Consider the following 20781-nt stretch of genomic DNA (forward strand, 5'->3'; position numbering starts at 1 on the left):
CCATTTATTCTGTCACGTGCTGAATCCACGTGTCTTCTCCCACATCATAAGCATATACATGCTCAAGACCGTTCCCAATAATCCAGCCGTCCACCGCGAAGAAATAGCCTTCCCAGTCAATCGGCCAGATTTCGTCCCAGCCCGGAGGCGTAAGCCCTGAGTATCCGTTGATGGTATTAATCTGATACGCATCCGCAAGCTCGTAGGCGTCCGTATGCGCAAAGGGCAAAAACGCCGGCTCCGTATTGGTATTGATGAGATAGAATGTTTCACAGTCCTTCGGCGGAGGGGAGATTTTCGCCACCCGTTCCATAGCACTATCTCTGTCCCACCAGGCATAAACGCCCGTCGTATTCAGGTTGGTCACAAACAGCAGCACAACCGCCAGGACCGCACATCCGTTCCTCAGCCACAGGTTCTTTGTCTCTTTCCCCGTTTCCCTGCTCCAGATGCAGGCCGTGATCACCGCCATCGGCAGATTCAGGAACAGGAAAATCCGTCCGACCGCCCGGATTGACTTTCCGCCGGGTATCAGTTTGTAAACCAGGTACCATCCGGACAGTCCCTGGTCGTTCCACCGGATGGAGAGCAGCACATTGATCAGCACTGACACGGCAACCACGCCGTATAAAAACCATACAGTCTTGTTCTTCCGGCCGCCATCGGATTCCAGTTCCTCTTTCCTGCGCATCCGGATCACGGTCCGGACAAGTCCGGCCGCAAACAGTCCCAGCAGCACAACGGAGAATCCCCGGATAATCTCGTGATTGGCACCCTTCAGGCTGTCAAAGGACTGAAGCCACTGCCCCAGCAGCCAGTTATCCGCAGACACATGGATAATCCCCGGCAGGGTGGCGATCATATCATTGGCGAATTCATAGTAATCCCGTCCGCCCGACATCCTGCTGATCGGCAGTTCCAGCAGAATAAAAGGAATGACCAGCGCAATCCCGATCGCGGCATAGATCAGCAGATCATACCGTACCGTCCGGAAGAAAAGCGCAAGCTGCTGTTTCAGGTATCCTTTCCTGCCCATCCCCAGCAGCAGCCAGACCACCAGGCAGATTCCCGCAAACAGTGCGGAGAAGAACGCAATATACCAGGCCGTGTACAGCACCAGTTCAATCACAACGATTGCCGCTATGGCGTACAGATTCCGCTTTTTCCTCTCCGGCAGGAACTGGAAGAACCGAATCACAAATATCGCAAAAAGCGGTATCAGGCTGATGGCCGCCAGCTGTGCATGGTTAAGGCTCGTAATATAGCTGTCTGAAAAAGAGAATGCCAGCGTCCCAAAGAAAGCCCATACGGGTTTCACACCCAGGACGCGCTTCAGCAGGTACCAGCAGCTGAAGGTTCCCACCGCATGGACAAACAGGATTGTGTACTTATATGCCAGATACATGTCCAGGCCGAACAGCCGGAAAACAGAATGAATCAGTCCAAAGCCAAGCAGGAGGTCAGAATATCCCAGCGTATTGGGCGCAGGATAAAAAATCCCCAGATCCGTCACGGAAGCCCGTCCCTGGAAAACATGATACCAGTGCTCCGTGATCAGCATCGTCAGCCGGCCGTCGCCTGTATCCCCGAAGAGCAGGACGCTGCCGTACATCTTCCGGAAAAAGAACCACTCGCATACGCACAGCAAAACAATCGCTGACACCGCGTATAAAACGCCGTTTTTCTTCTTCATACCGTTCCTCTCTCGCCAGGCCGGGATCCCTTCGTCATTCCGACCGGGATTATCCTTATCCGCCTCAGACTTCATCCCGCGCCCATGCTGTTTCACTGCAGTTCGGGCTGCTCCGTAAAAAGAACGGGAAACCCCGTTCTATTCTTCCATTATTTGATTATCTCACATGAAATGCAGGCATGCAAGTAAACAATGTAAACCTGTCCATCATCGTGCAAGCCAATTCTGAATCATGAATAATCCGCCGTAAAATGCTGATTACTTTGCCATCCACAGTCCATGCAGATTGCAGTATTCATAGGCTGCCACAACCGCTTCATTAACTTTGAACACCGCTTCCGGTTTCATCCCCGGTTTCAGGTAATGGATCTGGAATCCCTGCTCCGTTTCCAGAAGGATCCATTCAATATAATGAGCAGGCAGGGACGGATGCTCCACAGACCCAACCTTAACCGTCACAGTATCTCCGTCCTGCTCAATCACCGGAACATGTTTCTCATGCGCTCCGTCGGTTGTATTGGCTGTCAATTCTGTTCCGACAGACAACGCTTTGTCACTGATCACGATCTGATCGTCAAGTTTGTAAAACTTCATGGTTTCCCGCCTCCTTCGATTCATTTATGTCTTATAGGTTGCTTATGGTTCTGTTTTCACAGCAGCGCCTTAACTTTTTCCAGCGCAGCCGCAATCACCTGATCCATATCATAATACTTGTATTCACCGAGACGTCCGCCGAAAACTACGTTCTTTTCCTGTCCTGCCAGCTTCTTGTATTCCTGGTACAGATTGCCGTTCTTCTCGTCATTTACCGGATAGTAGGGTTCATCTCCCAGCTTCCACTCGGAACTGTATTCTCTGCTGATAACCGTCTTCGGCAGATCGTTTCCATTCTCGTCTTTTCCAAACTCAAACCACTTATGCTCAATAATCCGCGTCCAGGGTGTCTCCCGGTCTGTATAGTTTATTGCCACATTACCCTGGAAATTCGGTTTGTCCAGAACTTCAGTCTCGAAGCGGACAGAACGGTACTCCAGCGGCCCGAGTTTATAGTCAAAATACGCATCAATCGGGCCGGTATAGATTACCTTCTCTGCCAGTTTGTCCAGTTCTTCCTTCTGTTCCAGATAGTCCACACCCAGCCGGACTTCAATACCCTCCAGCATATGTTCAACCATCTTCGTATATCCGCCGACTGGAATACCCTGATAAAGCGCATTGAAGTAATTGTTGTCGAAGGTCAGCCGGACCGGCAGCCGCTTAATGATAAAAGCGGGAAGATCCTTGCAGTCACGACCCCACTGCTTTTCAGTATATCCCTTGATCAACTTCTCATAAATATCCCTGCCTACCAGAGAGATTGCCTGCTCCTCCAGATTCTTCGGTTCACCAGTAATTTCTTTCCGCTGTTCCGCGATCTTGGCCTCTGCTTCTTCCGGTGTCACCACACCCCACATTTTATTGAAGGTGTACATGTTAAAGGGCAGGGAAAACAGTTCTCCTTTATAGTTGGCCACCGGGCTGTTGGTAAAGCGGTTGAACACAGCAAACCGGTTCACATAATCCCATACAGTTTTATTATTTGTATGGAAGATATGTGCACCGTAAACATGCACGTTGATCCCTTCGATTTTCTCGGTATAAACATTCCCGGCAATCTGCGGGCGTTTATCAATCACCAGGACGGAATTCCCCGCATCAGTTAATTCACGGGCAACTGTAGCTCCATAAAGGCCAGCACCGACAATCAGAAAATCGAACATAAAAAGCCTCCATTCATAAGCCTGAAATATCACGTATTGTTTAATCCACAACAACCTTTTTCACTCTGTACACAACATATTTCATGATCACATTTACTGCAAGAATAACCAATGAGACAAATGCCGCACATTCCAGCTGCATTTGGCCCTCAAACTGTGTAATCATCAACGCAAGCGGTTTATTGGCAACAGTAGACAGAAAAGAAACCGCCGATATGGTCATCATACAGTTTACAAAGAAATAACTCATCATTTCCAGAATGGTACCTCGCGCCTGCGGTAATAATACATCCTTTATAATACTCCATGTGCTGATTCCTAAAGTAGAACCAATATCCTCTAGATTCTCATTAATCTTTCCAAAAGTATTATAAGCCATCAGATAAGGGGATGAAAAAAAGTGCATGGAATTAACAAGGAAAAGCATAGCCATAGTACCATATATAAAGCTTCCTTTAAAAAACATTACATAGGAAAGGCCAAGAACGATACCTGGAATGGCAAGAGATGTTATAGATATCAGATGTAAGATATAGGAAAGGCGTGTCTTCTTTCTTGCTGTCATATATGCATTGAAAACAGCCAGCACTGTTCCCAGAACAGAAACAACCAAAGCAATGATCAATGAATTTCTCAGGTAACTCAAAGCGCCCATATGAATGGCCTGGCACACATTGTCCATCGAAAAAACCATACTGATAGGATACTTTTCAACAAAACTCAACACAATAAAAGAACCAATCGGAAGGAACATAAGAACAATAACCACAGAACAAATTGCCCGTGCAATATTATCCCTGATCTGACTTAATTTGATTCCATACGGTTTCCCGACATATGAGCTGTTTCCTTTATCTCTGTTCATCATATCAAGGATGCAAGCAATCAAAGCCGGTATGAGGAGGATCATGCCAATCACACTTCCCTTGCCGAAATCCAGCATGCCAATTACATCCTGATACATCATTACAGGAAGTGTCATATATTTACCACCAACCATCAGCGGTACGCCATAGTCGGTTATGATCATCGTAAATGTTGCAAAAACAACAGAAATGAGCGGTTTCCTTAAATAAGGCCATGTGATGGCCTTGAATTTATCAACCTGAGAAAGGCCCATAACAATTGCCGCCTCATATGGTGTACCATCTTCATATCGCAAAATATCATACAGCATAAGGTATGCAACAGGAAATGAATACATCACCGATCCTAATACTATACCCCAAAATCCGTAAATACCGCCCTGTATCCCTAATAATCTGGAAAGCCACCCATTTGCCCCCAGAATGATAATTAATCCCATACCATGAGAAATAGATGGGATAAGCATTGGTACAGTTATTAATGTATTAAGAAATGTTTTATGTCGAACATTAGTCCTTGCAACACAGAATGCCAGCAGTCCGGCAAGTGTAATAGAAATCAGTGTTGATATTGAGGATGCGATCAAAGACTGTCGCAATGCTTTAGCGAACTTGCGTGTTGTCATTACAGCCCATACATCAACAGATACCATATTGGAAAGCATCCTGATCAATGGCAATATAATAGCAAAAAGCCAAAAAATACAAAGAAGTATTTTTAAAGCTGTAGAAGGAGTCCATTTTTTATGCATTTTGTCCTCCTCCATCTTTCCGTGCAAACTGAATCAAAGAATCAATCTTGGTATTTATATTCTTAATTACAAACTTTTTGACATATTCATCTGCCGGATAATCAATAATGTTATGAGGTGTATCCAATTGATGAATATAACCGGCATCCATGACCATAATGCGGTCAGACATTGCAAACGCCTCTTCCTGGTCATGGGTAATATAAATCATTGTGTTGCCAAATTTCTTCTGCAGATCTTTCAGCTCTCCGCGAAGGGCTAATCTGGTATCTACATCCAGTGCAGACATCGGTTCATCAAAAAGAATTACATCCGGGTTTAAAGCGAGTGTCCGTGCAATAGCCACTCTTTGCTGTTGCCCGCCCGAAAGCTGTCTTGGTTTCTTTTCAAGATGTTCTGCTAAACCTACAAGTTCAAGCATTTCTTTTGCTTTTGCAGTTGCTTTCTCTTTATTGTTATATTCAGCTTTTGTTGACGGACTTTTTCGGAGGGCATATTCTACATTTCCCAGCACAGTCATGTTTTCGAATAATGCATAATTCTGAAACACGATGCCCATTTTTCGGTAAGCTGAGGGAGTATTGGTTATATCGATACCATCTTTCAGGATAATGCCCTGATCTGCTGATTCCAATCCAATAAGTATTCTCAGAATTGTGGTCTTGCCACAGCCAGATGGACCAAGAATAGACAAAAACTCTCCATCTTTCACAGTAAAGCTGACATTATGCAGGACACCAGTTCCATCAAAAGTCTTTGACAGATTCCTGATTTCAAGTTTATCCATATTCCTGCTCCCATCTGTTTGATTTTCTAAAGCTTTCAGGGAGGAAGGAATACTCCTTCCTCCCTGTTAGTCTATTGATTTTCTGATTAGTATTCCCAATTGTCCAGCAAGCGGCTCTTTTCTTCCGTGGTATTGTTATTCATATCACCATAAGGTATATTTTTCGGATAATTCGCTATATTATTCACTTGATTTACAAAGACTTGTTCAGGATAATACAGCTCCTTATCTTCAAGCACCAACGTGGAATAGAAGAAATCAAACACATCCACAACTGCTTTCCGGTTCTGTTTTCCTTCAGGAATGGCATATCCATATAAGGAATAAGGTGAACCTTCTTCGAAGAACAGTATCTTCAAATTAGCCCCGTCATTAATGGCGGTTACAGCCTGAGCTGTCATTCCGAGTCCTACGGCTGCTTCTCCCTGGACAAGGGCATTCACCGGGCCGGAACCAGAAGAGGTATACTGAAGAATATTCTCATTGAGATTGTCGAAATATTCAAAGGCTTTTTCTTCACCCCAGGCATTGACAAGGTTTTTAACAAACATGTATCCGGTTCCGGAAGATTTGGGACTAGGCATGGAAATAAGACCTTTAAACTCCGGTTTCAGAAGATCCTCATATGAAGTCGGTTCTTCAATTCCCTTTTCTGCCAACACATTCGGATTGACAATTACAGCACCTCCGTTGCGGGTTGCTGCCAGATAGTGAGCATCCTCAACTTTACAATCGTCCACATAGACGGACTGATCATAGGCAGAAACATCTGCAAGATACTGTTTAACCAATCCGGCATAGCTGAAATCCAGATCGTAGAAAATATCCATATCCGTATCGGTGCCTTCCGCAGCCAACTTTGCTGCCAGGTTGCCGGTGGGCATATACTCAATTACGATTTCATAATCAGGAAATGTTTCAGTAAGTCGTTTCATGAAATATTCATTCCGGTATTCCTCCGCGCCGGAATAAATGACGACTTTGTTGCTGCTTGTGTCCAGATTGTCTGCTTGGACAGGGGGCTCAAACTTTATACCGGAAACCGCTGTTTCAGCCATAGAACAGGACATCAATAGGAGTGCTGTCAGAAGTGCAAGCAAGATAGTGACAACTTTTTTCATAGTTTTTCCCTCCGAATGTTTTATATTGCATATGCTTTCCATCCTTACCGCACAGAAAACATATTCAATTCTTTCTGACAATACCGGAAATCATACATCATATGTCTTGTCGATTGTTTTCAGTTCATTAAAGGTATCAATCTCAACAATATCTTCCTCTTTACATTCTCGAACTTCGACCTGATAATGATCCTTTCTGAATACTAATGGCACCTGTTCCCAATATCGATCCTTGCCTCCGGGAGATTGAAAAACATCCTGAATATCCTGTATCAGCCTGTATCCGTCTTTCTCATCCCAATAAGAAAAACCCACCATCTGATAAACATCATCGCCTTCAGCGCTTACAGTTTCTTCGTAAATAATACCATTCTTTGCACGAACAACCCAATCGTCTGAAAAAGGCTTTTTGATCCCAAGATAATTAGAGGTGTAATGATACTTTTTAATGACCGCCGGATTCGAAAGTAACATATCCGCCTCCAACACATAAGCATTGGGAATGAGATATCTGGCTACAAGAGCGGAACTGATGTTGTTTGCCTCATTATACATAGGATTCTCAATAAACTTAATCATAGGATACTTATAAAGCAGCTGATCAAAAGTCTCTCCAAGATAACCTCTGACAATATATATATCCTGAATATCCGCAGCAAGACAAGCATCAATCAGACGATCTATGATACGAATTCCGTGAACTCTGACCAACGGTTTCGGTGTATTAAAAGTTATGGGAATCATTCTGGTGCCAAAGCCAGCTGCCAGAAAAATTGCCCGCTTTACCTTGTACGGTTCCAAAGCTGAAATACCACTGTTTGTGATAGCGCCATTGCTCACGTAACCTTTTTCATCTAATTCCCGTAAAGCGTCTGCAATCTCTTTTTCTGAATGTGATGTGCTTATCATCTCTGCAGACGAGAATGGTTTACGTTCTCTCGCCATGGTTTCTAATATATCAAACTGTATTCTGGATAAAGCCATCTTATCTCCTGCTTCCCATTAATCTATCTTCTTTTTTTCTGGTTTATACTTGCTATGTCAACGAAGAATCTGATGATATAGTTCATCAATATCTTCAACAGACAACTCCACAGGATTGTTTTTCAGTCTGATTACATTTACCGAATGTGCCAGAATCCGGTACTGTTCCTCAGTAGGCTCTGGAATATCAAACTCCAACGCGTTTATCATGTTTTCCAAATACAAAGCGCCTTCTTCGGGATTCCGACATCCAAGGCATTCCGATATCTGCTGAAAAACATCCCTGAGATAACCTTTTCCTCGTGGATCAACTGTTTTATCCAGATGCTTCAGCATATAAGGGAAAATCTTCCTAAGGCAAATAGCCACAGCATGTCCGTGCGCTAATCCGAAAAGACTGGTAAGTTTATAACTCATGGCATGAGCACTGGTAGTTTGGGAAATATTGATGGCTTTACCCGCCAGATAAGCTGCCTCCATCATCCCGCGATTGCCTTGCTTTTCATTGTTTAGATAAGCATCTTTATACTTAATCACAAGTTCAATCGCGGAGTGAGCATATTTACTGCTTTCTTCTGTACTGTTTATAGACCAGCTGCTTTCAATCGCATGACAGAGAGCATCCATCATGGTAGCCTTTCTCTGATACAATGGCAGGGAATCAAGCAAAGATACATCAAATAAAGTCAAAGCAGGAATACAACTTGAATCCGTAATGGAAAGCTTTTCTCCTTTCCGGTAAACAACCGCAAATCTCGTCGCCTCTGAACCCGTTCCAGCTGTTGTAGGAATGGCAATCAGCGGAATCTCATTGGGCACAATTTTCTGGTCCAGAAAATCCTCGTCATCCTTCATGTTAGCAAACAGTTTAATGCATTTGGCAACATCCATTGCGCTTCCGCCGCCAATAGCAATAATGCCGTCACAGCCGGATTCCTTAAAAAGCCGAACACCGTTAACCACAGATTCGTAAGCGGGATTGGGTTTGAAATCGCTGAAGTAGACGATTTGTGTGTTAAGCCTGTGAGGTAGTTGATAAAAGTATTCTTTCAGAGGAAAACGATTCAGAGAAGCACCATGAACCAGCATAATTTTATGTAATTCTTTACCGCGGATATATCCGTCCAGTTCTGCATAATTCGGCGATGCTTCCAAAACACGATGGTTTGCATAAAGACTATTTTCAATTTTACGATCGATGAACTCATATTTTTCATCATGTGTATAAGGATACTCAACAAGTTTTCCGCCATAGGTAGACAGAATGGCAATTACTTCCTCACGGATTTCTTTCTGATATCCCGTTTTCCAGTCGTCCCCGTGCACAACAATGTCTGGTTTTAGCTTAAGAAGATTCTTCTTATATGAAAGTGTGTCCTGATCCACAACCCGACTGACACCGACAATATTGCTCATCATTTCTTTACGATCCTCTGCTGAAAGAACAGAAGCCCGCCTGTATTGGGATATAGCCTCATCTGAAAGAATACCTACCGTTAGCTTTCCCAATTTACGAGCCTTTTTGATCAGGCGCATATGACCCGCATGAATAATATCGGTGGCGAAACACATATATACGCTGCGGTTTTTAATTTCCTGCAGACGATTTTTCATCACTGCCAGATCTTCCGCTGTATCCACCTCACCGCAGAGCATGTCCTTGCAATCATAAGGATAAATGCAGCAGTTCTCAGACACCTCATTGAAGGCATTTTCAGCATAACAGGATGTATTTCCTGATTCACAGTATTCAATTATCTTATCCAGCCAAATCTGCCAATCCTTTCTGTCCAGTTTGTATAAAGGCTGAGCAGCCTCAGCGTCATTATAAAACTCAATACCAACTTTCGTTATTTTACCGTTTTTTATAACAGCCTTGAAATCCTTTTCCGGAAGCGCAACTGTTGAACTAACGGCCATACAGCTTCCTTTATTGGCCAGAATATTTTCCAGAATCTCGCTGTCAACTACCAGATCTCCATGCATAAGCAGAATATCATCATCCAGATATTCCCTTGCCAGATAGATCGAATAGATATAATTGGTATCTGCGAAACGGGGATTATTGCAATAGATAATATTAATCGGCAAATCCAAAGACTCACAATAGTTTACCAGAACCTGCTCAAACCGGCCGGTTGTCATAACTACTTCACGTATTCCCGCCTCATATAATTGATTGAGCTGTCTGCTGAGTAAAGTTTCCTGAGGAGAGATTTCGGTCATACATTTCGGATGTTCTGAAGCAAGAACACCCATTCGTGTTCCCATGCCTGAATTCAGAATCAACGCTTTCATTGCCAAACCTCGCTTATATTTTCTTTTACTCTACTTATTATGATTTACAAAGTGGATAAATAAGTCATAAAGTTCTGCTTATTTTCCCGTGCTGTTGTTGTCGGCCTTCCCAGATCCTCTCTTGCCCCGATAGAGCAGGCTACTTCAATCATGCTTAGTTCATTGCGTTCTTTTGCTGCTTGCAGTTCTTTATCAAGCTTTTCAAAACTATCCACCCTTACAGCATACGGATAACCGCAAGCCTTCGCAATACCCACCAGGTCAACACTGCCTGCCACTGTGGGCATTCCTCCGACAGTTTCATGGGCACCATTATTGATGACCACATGCACAAGATTCTTCGGTTTGTTTACCCCCATGACTGCCATAGCACCCATATGCATCAGTACAGCGCCGTCACCGTCCACACACCAGATCTTTTGTTCCGGCTTGTTGATAGCTACTCCCAATGCAATAGAGGAACTATGGCCCATGGAACCAACCGTCAGGAAATCATATTTATGGCTCTGTCCGTTCGCTACTCTCGTTTCAAACAATTCCCGGCTGGCTTTGCCCGTAGTGCTGACAATCGGATCTTCTCCGCTCGCCTTAACAATATGCTGGATAATCTTCTCTCGCACCATGGTATTGTTGTTTTTGTATTCCACTTTAGGTGCATTCGTCAGAGCACCCTTCCGAATTACAAAAGCAACATCCTTGCCGGTTGCCAGAACGGCCCTGAAGCTTTCCATTGCCTCCTCCACTTCTTCATCCGTGGTATCCTTCCCAATGATGAAGGTAGCAATATCCATATCCTCCAGGAGCTTGATCGTTACTTCGCCCTGATAAATATGCTGCGGTTCATCATGAATTCCCGGTTCGCCGCGCCATCCCACAATGAAAACCACCGGAATGGCGTATACCTTGTCATTCAGCAAACTAGCCACCGGATTGATGATATTACCCTCACCGGAATTCTGCATATAGACAACCGGAACTTTTCCGGTCGCCAGATGATATCCGGCCGCCAGAGCAGTACAGTTGCCCTCATTTGCGGCAATGATATGATGCTTCGGATCTATACCATAGGCTGCCATCAGATAATTGCACAGTGCTTTGAGCTGACTGTCCGGAACACCGGTATAGAAATCAGAGCCAATAATTTTTACCAATTTCTCAACGTTCATATTATTCTTCCAACTCCCAGACTTTCTATTGTTTTGAATTCATTCAGATATTATTTCCCCAGCTGTGGTTTTATAATCCTATCAATAATAAAGCTGGCAACATCCTCAATTTCCTCAAACGCAACTTTTTTGGGAAGTTCCACTCCGAAAGCCTTGTTGGCTTTAGCAATCAATTGGTCTGTGTAAAAAAGTGTTCCATCCCTGACATCTTCCACGCCATCCAAAAACATGGATGCTCTGTTTGCTCTGTTCATTTCCTCAAATGTGAAGACAGATTCATCTATCCAGGCATCTGTCTTTCCATCCCGGCAACCAATCAATACAGGATAACCACCGATTTCACCAAAGACACCAGGAGAAAAAATTCTCTCTTCTTTTCCGGTACGGATGGCTGATATGATTGCATCAATAATCCGGTAATTACTCGAGGCGTTCATCATGTTCCGCTGTGCATCTACAGGCATCGGAATTTTACAGCGGCTGTAGATCTGCTGCTGATCCAATGTCTTTTCTTCTCCGTGATAATAAATCTTCAGCGGCAGCTCCACTCCCTCCGTCTGTCCTTCTTTGCTGATACATACATCATGGAAATGACCTGCAGCAAAAGCAACATCTATATTCCAGAAGTCCTTCACATCAAGCATTTGGGCTGCGGCAAATTTAATACGAGGGATCAGATGATTCAGATTCCCGGAACCAAAGTCCGGATATGCTTTACCCGCGCTTTTCAACCATGGAATAACAGCATCAGAATATGATGTATTGATTACAACAGCATCAGAGTCTGCTTTATTGCAGGCTTCCATAACATTTTTCGTAAAGCGGATAGAAAGAGGCGTCCAGATTCCGTAAGCACGTACATTGGTCCAGCTGATACTTCCGTATTTCAATCCCGGATAAGCTCGGCTTGAATTCACAATAAAATCCGGCTTTTGCTTTTCTATGGCTGCCTGAATAGAAGCAATATCCTCAAGATCCACACCATCCTGAATATCAACTCTTGTTTTGTTCCGACCACGAATCAGAGCAGCAACCCGAACTATATTCACGTTCTGCTCCATTTTGTCACGGTTCCGTCCAACAACAACTACTCTGATAGCTTCATCATTGCTTCCCACAAGATAATCCAGCAAATATGTACCAACGCTTCCCAGTCCAATAATCATCACGGTTATAGCCTGGTTTTTGATGTTTCTCTCAACCATTGCCAGTCTTGTCTGCAATGCCTTCATTATTTTACCCTCCAGCCTTCCAAGATTTTATTGTAATCTTCTCTGGTATTACAGTTAGTCCATCTTTCCAGCTTAACCAAGCTGATAGTATCCGAAGGCACGCTGTCTATGTATTGCTGAATAATCCATAGATTGGTGCCATCTTTTTTTAAATGGAAAAACAATTCATTGGCTTTTTTAAGCGCTTCCATATTATCAAATTTCCAGGCTTGGCCAGAGTTTAAAATACAGGAAAAGGCATTATCAATACGCAGCAACCCATGGACACTGTTGAATGCATACTGAAAACGATCCTCCTCATTTTTATACAAAACAACTGCCTTGTTAGCATAAATCGGTTCAGTTGTGTACGTTAATACTGTATGTTCTGCATCCACAATCTTTTTAAAGGACTCGTCATCGATATCCAGATCACCTTCTACAAAAAGCAGCTCATCTGCACCAAGATCCAACGCTTTGTTAATTCCAAGATAAAGGCTATAACCGGAAGCAAGATCCGCATAGTGATCATTCCGGACGAGAACAAGCTGCGGAAAGCTTTTCTGCAGATTCACAGATACAAAGCTTTGCAGCTGATCAAACATGTATCCTCCAACAATAATGATCCGATCAGCAAAAGCACATTTTTCAATCAAGTGAACCAGAAGTGTGTCTTGTGGATTATGTTCATTATAGATTGCCTTAAGTATTTTCTGCTCTTCGGGAATTCCTTCATTGAATCTGCTGGATATTCCGGCCACAGTAATAATTGCTGCTCTCATAATCAGTTCTCCGCCAGATAGTTTTCAATGCATTCATTCAGACCCTTCTCCAGATCAACCTGAGGTTTCCAGCCCGTTCTCTCACGAATCTTCCTGGTAGACAGCAACCTTCTTTCCGGATCAGATTCCCGATAACCGCTGAATTCAATCTTCGGATTTTCTATTCCCATCTTCTTTGCACACAGCCGTGCCAGATCAATAATGGAAATCTCCTCATCCGTAGCCACATTATAAACTGTCCCGTCCAATGCACTGTTCGTTCCTGCCAGAGCAAGGACGGCACTACAGCTATCATAATTATTTAGAAAAGTCCTGCGGTTCTTTCTGCTGTTTTCAAGCAGAACTACTTTCCCTTCATTTTTAAAGCTGTTAATAATGAAAGGAATAATATGTTTGGGAAATCTTTCATTCCGGCTATAAACATTTGCAAAGCGGATAGAGCAGCCCAGAATCTTTCCGGTATCCACCGCATCTTTGATGAAAAACTCTGTCAACAGTTTACCTGTAGCATAACTGGTCCTCTGGCTATGTTCTGCAACTGCCATGGTAAGATAATCGTTTTCTTTCACACCGCCGTCTTCATTCCAGGAATTCATGGAATAAACCTCCGAAGTCGAACAGTTGATAAATTTATGTGCTCCGACTCGGATGGCCTGCTGAAGAAATGCGTTCATTCCTTCAACGTTGGTCTCAAAGGTTTCATAAACATGATAGAAATGTTCAGTATGAACAACAGCAGCACAATTGATATAAATTACTTCATCATATTGGCTCTTCTGTGCTTTTACAATCTTTTCAATCTCCGCCATCTGCTGTTTATTGTTCAGATCATATTCAAAAAATATAAACCGCTCGTCATCAATATGGTCACTGACCGTCTCAATTGAGGATGCATAGAAATTATCAAAACCGATCACCTTATCCTTGGATCCATCCACCAGAATCTGACGCACAAGTTCATTACCTGTCATCCCTGTTACACCACTAATTACATACAGTTTCATTTTTCTGTTCTCCTTCCGATGCCCTTTCAGGCGCTTATTTATTTAACATATTAAAAACGGATTTTTGAAAATGATACTTTGGGAATACGTTTTTCCTCCGGCGGTGGTGTCATATAGTCATCATACATGTATTTCATGGCAGCATCATAATCTCTCATTCCTCGAAGCACAGTATCTTCAAAAGGATAATCAATGAGATCTGTATACCATTTTCTTGGCATTCCAAAACGGGTTTTCAGTGTGTTTTTTACATAAAGCTTTCCAAATGACGGATACATAAGCAGTCTTACCCTTTCCGGGTTTTTCTCGTTATACTTTTTGATCATTTTGTTTAAATGCTGATAGATTTTTTCTACGGGAATATGAGAAACACATTTATACCATATTTTCAGCAATCCTTTAGCAGTTTCCCTGCCGACCCGGGCCCACAGCATTTTACGAACAAAAAAACAATGGATATCCTGCATAATCTGTCCAACCGTGCTTCGCGGAATTCCATCCAGCGGAAATATATCAATATATACTCCGTTTTTGCAATTAATATGTTCCTGCCCTGAACGGATATGACATGTCCCTGTTTTACGGATTTTCCCATAACCCCAAAGATATCCCGGATCCGTATCATGATCCTGAAAAAAACAAATATCCGGATCCATTTGATTCGCTACTTTACGGAACTTCTCATAGTCTTCCCGCAGCATTGAAATATCTGCATCATCATCCCACGGAATGAAACCCTTATGTCTGACAGCTCCCAGAAGTGTGCCGCAACTGATGGTATAATTTATTTTGTTTTCCCGGCATACCCGATCAAATTCTTTCAGGATACATAATTCAACCAGCTGCAGCCTTCTAAATTCCTCCTGGGATAAAGGCGCATCATTTTCCTTATCCACATAGATTCTGCTAAAATCAGTCAACATGCCTTCCATACTTATACTCCAGTTTCAAGTCTTGTCCTGTAAAACGAATCAACACTATCATCATACAGTGCCATTGCTGATACAACATCATATTTTACTGCTATAAGACTGACAGAAAAAGTATCGGTATCCAGAATGGCATATTGTGCAGCGGGATTGTGATTTCTCGGCTGTCCTACCGACCCCGGATTGATAAATATAACCGCATGCTTGTTCCTGTGTACCGGGTCCTCGTTGTCATAGAACTCTGTTAATACATGGGGATAATGAGAATGGCCGGACAGCACAATGTCATATGCCCTGTAATCCCCGCGCAGATTACCGGGCATAATCGCTTTCCAGTAGGGATTATCAAGCGATCCATGAATCGCCAGAGCTTTTTTATTGTCCAGAATGAATTCACAGAAACCATCATGAATCAGTTCCCGGTTCAAATAATCAGTCGTTTCCGGGGTAAGCAAAGAGGCAGTATGTTTAGCACAGTCCACCCCGCGTTGGCTGGAAAAACCATTGAAATCTGAAGTCAAAATGGCTTTTTCATGATTTCCCCAGATGTTGCATATAAGAGGATAGTGAAAATGGTTCAAAATATAGGCAACCACTTCATTTGACTGCATGCCATAGTCAATCAGATCCCCCAAAAGAATCACCTGATCAACACAGCGTGAGTCCATATCTTGTACGACCCTCTCCAGTGCGAAAAGATTGCCGTGTATATCTGACAGGATTGCTATTCTGCTCATTTAAAACTCCCAGATTGATGCAGGGGCTTTTCCAATCCGTTTCTCCTCCGGAGGAAGAGCCATGTAATCTCCATAACGTGATATCAGGTATTGATCATAGTCTTTCGTTCCATACAGTTTATGCCCTTCAAAGTCCATTTCTATCACATCCAGGTACCATTCTTTGGGACTGCCATATCGGGTAGACACACTATTTTTCCCGGAATATAACTTCCGTTCTTTTCCACCTGATGGCAACATCAGTACCCGAACAAGATTTGGACTTTTATTTGAACTTCTCGCAGCCATTTTACCAATACGTTTAAACACGAATTCCGGATTAATCCTTGACAGCATTTTATACATTATCCTCTCAAGGATTGGATTTTTCGTATCATCTTTCCCGATGTTGGACCAGAGAATCTTTCTGAGACAAAAGCAATAAAAATCCATAATCATCTGACCGGGAACCGACTTGGGGATATCATCACAGGGCATAATATCCACATAAACCCCAGTTCTGAACTTCTGTTTTTCCTGGCCGGGCCGGATATATGTCGTTCCTGTCCTTCGAAGTTTTCCGTATCCCCATATGTATTCTTTTTCAGTATCATGATCCTGAAAAAAACATATTTCAGGGTTCAATTCATGGGATACTCTCCTGAACTTTTCATACTCTTCTCGTAGCATTGCTACATCTGCATCGTCATCCCAGGGTATATATCCCTTATGTCTGACAGCACCCAGAAGTGTTCCGCTTGTTATAGTATATCGGATATTATGTTTCCGACAGATTCTGTCCATCTCAACCAACATATCCAATTCCAGCAGCTGCATTCTGCGGAAATCTTCACCGGTTATAACCCCTGTGCCTTTTTTCATAGCAATTCCTCATTACAGTTCATCGATTAATGTAATAATCTGCTTGATCGGCATTAATTCACTGTCGATTTCTTTAGCCCTATGATGAGTAAGGATACTTCTGGCCGCATTCTCCATAGCCGGGAAGGCAGCCCTGAGAAGTTGATTGGCATAAATACAAATATTCACTCCATGCTTTGCCAATTCTTCTTCTGTAATTACATTAAATGAACTTGGAACTACTACAATGGGTGTTTTCTTATTTTCTGCGCGGAACCTGTCGCAGAATTCCAGAATCTCATCGGGTTCTTTACGGCGGCTGTGAATCATAATACCATCTGCTCCGGCTTTAACAAATGCCCTGGCTCTCGCCAATGCATCTTCCATACCCTTTTCGAGAATCAGGCTCTCGATCCTCGCAATAATCATAAAGTCATCAGATAACTGTGCATTTTTCCCGGCCGCAATTTTAGCACTGAATTCTTCAATACTGGCTTGAGTTTGTTCAACCTCTGTTCCAAACAGGCTGTTCTTTTTCAATCCTGTTTTATCTTCGATAATTACAGCGCTGACGCCCATCCGCTCCAGACTGCGAACAGTATAAACAAAATGCTCCGTCAGGCCCCCAGTATCACCATCGAAAATGATCGGCTTTGTTGTTACTTCCATTACATCTTCAATTGTACGAAAACGGCTGGTCATATCAACGAGTTCTATGTCGGGCTTTCCTTTTTCTGTGCTGTCACAAAGAGAGCTGACCCACATAGCATCAAACTGATCTATTGCTTCCCCATTACTGACCACTGTTTTCTCAACCAGCAGACCAGTCAGCCCGCTATGAACCTCACAAGTTTTCACAATAGGGACTATATTAATAAGCTTCTTGAGCCTTCCCCTCCGGAATTCAGGCATAGAGAGTTTCTCATGCATTTGTCTGTCAATCTTCTGGATGTCAGGATTTCTTGTATAAGGAACCTCAACAAGTTTACCACCGTGCTTCTCTATGAGACTTTCTATATTCTTTTTGATTGTCTGCATAGAATCAGATGACCAGTTATTGCCATGAACAATATAATCAGGATGTAAGTTTTCGAAGATTTCATCGTAAAAAATATGGTTTTGCACAACAACTTCGTCAACACCGGCAATCGATTTTACAAGTTCAACTCTCTCTTGCTGAGATATTGTTGGAAATCTGTTGTATCGCACCATTTCTGAATCGCATAAGACTCCGACTACAAGCTTTCCCCCAAGTTTTTTGCATTCGTTTATGATGTTCAGGTGTCCTTCGTGAATAATGTCTGTGCAGAAACATGTGTAAACCATTTCTTATACCTCCTGATTATCTTTATCGGGAATGCTTTCCCTTAAAATACTCTGTATATGGTTCAGTTGCAGAAAAAATAACTTCACCGTGGTCATTTTCACCAACAACAATCTTTCTCCAATCACCATAAACCCTGGTTAAAGCATCTTCATAGTTTTTAGGTACCGGTATTTTTATGAACTCAAAATCCATATCAATGGATTCCTCAAAATCCTTTCTTAACCTGTATGCGCGGTCATTAAAACCCAAAGTTAACATCGCTACATATTCTGTTTCTGAGTCATTATATTGCTTACATATGTTTTCAAACTCATAATAGTATTTCTGGTATCCATTTCTATTAATATAATACAGAGCTTGATTCCGTAAAACTATCAGCCTGTCCCGTAACGTAGGATTTTCCGGATGATATTTATTTAAATGCATGAGTAGTTTTCGATGTATTTTATTGCCTTTTTCTCTTTGTTCCTCGAACAGTTTTTTGTCGTCAGGAATATTGTCCAGCGGGAAAATATCCAGGAATATTCCTTGATTATATTTAAAGCCCATGCTGGCTTCACTTTTTAATATGGCTGTAGTTTTACTGTTGCGAAGCTGTGCGTGTCCCCGCGCACTGCCTTTGTCCGTCTCTTCCGTCTGGAAAAAATAAGGATAGGCAAATAACTGTGGCGCAATCTTACATAGTTTATCGTATTCATCACGCAGCATCATTACGTCGACATCATCATCCCACGGTATAAAGCCATGATGTCTTACCGCTCCCAGTTTTGTTCCGCAACTGGCAAAGTATTTTAATCCGTTTTCTTTACAGACTCTATCAAATTCCACCAGCAAATCCAATTCAACAGCCCATATTTCTTTCATTTCATGACTGATTGTGTATCCATTTCTTATTTCTTCGTCAAGGAAACCGTCCGGAAGGTGTATTTTTATTGGTAATTGGCTCATATTCTACTCCTGTTCCTCCTGCCTTTAGCATCTATAATTCAAGTGCGAATAACACTGTTACTTTTTGATCAGTTTTTTCAGATTCAATATAACTACATCAGTCATGAACGAATCTTTCATTAAAAGAAGACTTACGCAGTAAACAATACCTCCTGTAAGTATTTGAACTATTACAGATACAAAAGCATTATCAATCGCACTTCCCAATAATAATACTACAATCATCATTACTATACCAGCAAACAGTTTTCGTGATATCTGTCTTATAAATACATTTAGACGATAATATCCACTGCAATTGCTAAAATATAAAACAGAGATAACCGTTTCAGCTATAAGTGTTGCTATTACGGCTCCTGTACTTTTTAATCTTGGTATAAAAATAAGATTTAGTATTAAGTTTATAACAGACCCGGTAATAATATATTTTGCACTTTGCGCCCTTAATCCCGCCGGATTATAGTATTGATCTCCCAAGCAATTGCTAATCCCAACGATTATGATTAATGGGGACATTAATTGGAGCAATAGTATGGTTGCTTCATAGCCAGGACCAAAGTAGAGCGGTACAAATCTCTGAGCTACACCGATAATTCCAAAACAAATGCCTATTCCAATAAAAAGAATATAATCCATGGACGCAGCTATTCTTTGTTTAATCTCTTCATATTTTTTCTCTGTAAAAAGATAAGAGATTCTGGAATGCAATACTGCGTTTACACCTGCAAAGCATACCGATTTAGCCATATTAACAATCTTTGTCGCTTGCTCATAGTTTCCGTTTTCGCTTGTGTCTTGTGTAATCAATCCTATGAGTGTTTTATCGAGAATGGTGTAAACCGATATGGCAATTGTAGGTATGAAATATATAAAAGTTTCCTTTAGATGCTTTTTCAGCCGTATTCCCTTTAGAGGCACCTTATTCACAAACTTTGGCAAATATATCCACATTGATATATTTGCCAGACATGCGGTTAAAGACATGATCAGTATATAGATCCAGAGATCTTCCGCTTTTTTAACAAAAACAAAGATTGATATTGTACCGAGAATTTTGAAAAGACTATTCTGCGTGACCGTATACTTAAACTCTTCCATTCCACCATAGAGCCATGAAATATCAAACATGGTCCCCACAAGATAAAATGTAAGAATAATGTAGTATATCCTGTATTCTCTGTTAAACAGAATCCATATTCCCCACGCCAAAAGAGAAATTGTCGTTGTGATAAATGTCAATATGGCAATTTCCCAGAATATCTGACTCCGCTCATCTTTATTATTTCGATGCCTGGCAATTTCTCTTCCGCCATATGACACCATGCCCAATGCTCCAAACAGCATAAAGTACGTTACATAAGCGTGTGTATAACTATATATTCCGGTTCCATCCACTCCAAGAACACGAGCCGCATAAGGAGCTGTTATCAATGGCAGAACCATCTTTAGCACTTGATAAAATGTGCTTAAAAACAAATTTTTCTTTAGTCCAGATTTCTGTGGCATTTCTGTTCTTCTTTCCGTTTTTTCATAGTACATTCTGTTCGTTTTATTCACAATTATTTAACCGTTATAT

18 protein-coding genes and 1 pseudogene are annotated in these 20781 nt (G+C 42.2%); all 19 read right to left on the reverse strand.

Annotated elements, in window-relative coordinates:
• Positions 1-4: 4 nt before the first annotated feature.
• Entirely contained in the window at positions 5-1693 is a 1689-nt protein-coding gene (locus JRC49_07750; GenBank protein QTE72677.1) for a hypothetical protein, read from the reverse strand.
• 258 nt (positions 1694-1951) lie between these two features.
• On the reverse strand, positions 1952-2311 hold the full coding sequence (locus tag JRC49_07755; protein ID QTE72678.1) for a desulfoferrodoxin: 360 nt from the start codon (positions 2309-2311) through the stop codon (positions 1952-1954).
• Between the two features lie 32 nt (positions 2312-2343).
• Positions 2344-3453, reverse strand: a complete 1110-nt coding sequence (gene glf / locus JRC49_07760; protein ID QTE72679.1) for a UDP-galactopyranose mutase — start codon at positions 3451-3453, stop codon at positions 2344-2346.
• 40 nt (positions 3454-3493) lie between these two features.
• Entirely contained in the window at positions 3494-5071 is a 1578-nt protein-coding gene (locus JRC49_07765) for an ABC transporter permease subunit (protein QTE72680.1), read from the reverse strand.
• Positions 5064-5858, reverse strand: coding sequence for an ABC transporter ATP-binding protein (locus JRC49_07770; GenBank protein QTE72681.1), 795 nt, complete (start codon positions 5856-5858; stop codon positions 5064-5066). The genes JRC49_07765 and JRC49_07770 overlap by 8 nt, the downstream gene beginning before the upstream one ends.
• 86 nt (positions 5859-5944) lie before the next feature.
• Positions 5945-6979: an extracellular solute-binding protein gene (locus JRC49_07775; GenBank protein ID QTE72682.1), complete on the reverse strand. Its 1035-nt coding sequence runs from the start codon at positions 6977-6979 to the stop codon at positions 5945-5947.
• A 90-nt stretch (positions 6980-7069) separates the two neighbouring features.
• Positions 7070-7963 (reverse strand): phosphocholine cytidylyltransferase family protein, encoded by an 894-nt coding sequence (locus JRC49_07780; GenBank protein QTE72683.1) that lies wholly within the window; start codon positions 7961-7963, stop codon positions 7070-7072.
• 57 nt (positions 7964-8020) lie between these two features.
• Positions 8021-9052, reverse strand: a complete 1032-nt coding sequence (locus tag JRC49_07785; protein QTE72839.1) for a phosphonoacetaldehyde reductase — start codon at positions 9050-9052, stop codon at positions 8021-8023.
• Between the two features lie 99 nt (positions 9053-9151).
• Positions 9152-10261 (reverse strand): annotated as a pseudogene (locus JRC49_07790) (adenylyltransferase/cytidyltransferase family protein).
• 44 nt (positions 10262-10305) lie between these two features.
• On the reverse strand, positions 10306-11427 hold the full coding sequence (aepY, locus tag JRC49_07795; GenBank protein QTE72684.1) for a phosphonopyruvate decarboxylase: 1122 nt from the start codon (positions 11425-11427) through the stop codon (positions 10306-10308).
• A 50-nt stretch (positions 11428-11477) separates the two neighbouring features.
• Positions 11478-12659 (reverse strand): saccharopine dehydrogenase NADP-binding domain-containing protein, encoded by a 1182-nt coding sequence (locus JRC49_07800; protein ID QTE72685.1) that lies wholly within the window; start codon positions 12657-12659, stop codon positions 11478-11480.
• Entirely contained in the window at positions 12659-13420 is a 762-nt protein-coding gene (locus tag JRC49_07805) for a hypothetical protein (protein QTE72686.1), read from the reverse strand. The genes JRC49_07800 and JRC49_07805 overlap by 1 nt, the downstream gene beginning before the upstream one ends.
• 2 nt (positions 13421-13422) lie before the next feature.
• Positions 13423-14424 carry an NAD(P)-dependent oxidoreductase gene (locus tag JRC49_07810; GenBank protein QTE72687.1) on the reverse strand — a complete coding sequence of 334 codons (1002 nt, stop codon included), beginning with the start codon at positions 14422-14424 and terminating at the stop codon, positions 13423-13425.
• 50 nt (positions 14425-14474) lie between these two features.
• Positions 14475-15347 (reverse strand): LicD family protein, encoded by an 873-nt coding sequence (locus tag JRC49_07815; GenBank protein ID QTE72840.1) that lies wholly within the window; start codon positions 15345-15347, stop codon positions 14475-14477.
• An 11-nt stretch (positions 15348-15358) separates the two neighbouring features.
• Positions 15359-16090 carry a metallophosphoesterase family protein gene (locus tag JRC49_07820; protein ID QTE72688.1) on the reverse strand — a complete coding sequence of 244 codons (732 nt, stop codon included), beginning with the start codon at positions 16088-16090 and terminating at the stop codon, positions 15359-15361.
• Positions 16091-16951 (reverse strand): LicD family protein, encoded by an 861-nt coding sequence (locus tag JRC49_07825; protein QTE72689.1) that lies wholly within the window; start codon positions 16949-16951, stop codon positions 16091-16093.
• 12 nt (positions 16952-16963) lie between these two features.
• On the reverse strand, positions 16964-18256 hold the full coding sequence (gene aepX, locus JRC49_07830) for a phosphoenolpyruvate mutase (protein QTE72690.1): 1293 nt from the start codon (positions 18254-18256) through the stop codon (positions 16964-16966).
• Positions 18257-18278: 22 nt separating this feature from the next.
• Complete coding sequence (locus JRC49_07835) at positions 18279-19205, reverse strand: LicD family protein (GenBank protein ID QTE72691.1); 927 nt, start codon at positions 19203-19205, stop codon at positions 18279-18281.
• 57 nt (positions 19206-19262) lie between these two features.
• Complete coding sequence (locus JRC49_07840; protein ID QTE72692.1) at positions 19263-20762, reverse strand: oligosaccharide flippase family protein; 1500 nt, start codon at positions 20760-20762, stop codon at positions 19263-19265.
• Positions 20763-20781 lie beyond the last annotated feature (19 nt).

It is taken from the genome of Clostridiales bacterium FE2011 (genome assembly GCA_017569305.1).
Classification (GTDB): domain Bacteria; phylum Bacillota; class Clostridia; order Christensenellales; family Aristaeellaceae; genus Aristaeella.

Bases quoted from the DNA above. Each gene is read 5' to 3' on its own strand.
- JRC49_07800 (QTE72685.1), bottom strand. From the start codon at position 12,659: ATGAAGGCATTGCAGACAAGACTGGCAATGGTTGAGAGAAACATCAAA.
- JRC49_07785 (QTE72839.1), bottom strand. From the start codon at position 9,052: ATGCTGGTTCATGGTGCTTCTCTGAATCGTTTTCCTCTGAAAGAATAC.
- JRC49_07775 (QTE72682.1), bottom strand. From the start codon at position 6,979: ATGAAAAAAGTTGTCACTATCTTGCTTGCACTTCTGACAGCACTCCTA.
- glf (QTE72679.1), bottom strand. From the start codon at position 3,453: ATGTTCGATTTTCTGATTGTCGGTGCTGGCCTTTATGGAGCTACAGTT.
- JRC49_07820 (QTE72688.1), bottom strand. From the start codon at position 16,090: ATGAGCAGAATAGCAATCCTGTCAGATATACACGGCAATCTTTTCGCA.
- JRC49_07750 (QTE72677.1), bottom strand. From the start codon at position 1,693: ATGAAGAAGAAAAACGGCGTTTTATACGCGGTGTCAGCGATTGTTTTG.
- JRC49_07780 (QTE72683.1), bottom strand. From the start codon at position 7,963: ATGGCTTTATCCAGAATACAGTTTGATATATTAGAAACCATGGCGAGA.
- aepY (QTE72684.1), bottom strand. From the start codon at position 11,427: ATGAACGTTGAGAAATTGGTAAAAATTATTGGCTCTGATTTCTATACC.
- JRC49_07755 (QTE72678.1), bottom strand. From the start codon at position 2,311: ATGAATCGAAGGAGGCGGGAAACCATGAAGTTTTACAAACTTGACGAT.
- JRC49_07835 (QTE72691.1), bottom strand. From the start codon at position 19,205: ATGAGCCAATTACCAATAAAAATACACCTTCCGGACGGTTTCCTTGAC.
- aepX (QTE72690.1), bottom strand. From the start codon at position 18,256: ATGGTTTACACATGTTTCTGCACAGACATTATTCACGAAGGACACCTG.
- JRC49_07765 (QTE72680.1), bottom strand. From the start codon at position 5,071: ATGCATAAAAAATGGACTCCTTCTACAGCTTTAAAAATACTTCTTTGT.
- JRC49_07825 (QTE72689.1), bottom strand. From the start codon at position 16,951: ATGAAAAAAGGCACAGGGGTTATAACCGGTGAAGATTTCCGCAGAATG.
- JRC49_07805 (QTE72686.1), bottom strand. From the start codon at position 13,420: ATGAGAGCAGCAATTATTACTGTGGCCGGAATATCCAGCAGATTCAAT.
- JRC49_07810 (QTE72687.1), bottom strand. From the start codon at position 14,424: ATGAAACTGTATGTAATTAGTGGTGTAACAGGGATGACAGGTAATGAA.
- JRC49_07815 (QTE72840.1), bottom strand. From the start codon at position 15,347: ATGTTGACTGATTTTAGCAGAATCTATGTGGATAAGGAAAATGATGCG.
- JRC49_07770 (QTE72681.1), bottom strand. From the start codon at position 5,858: ATGGATAAACTTGAAATCAGGAATCTGTCAAAGACTTTTGATGGAACT.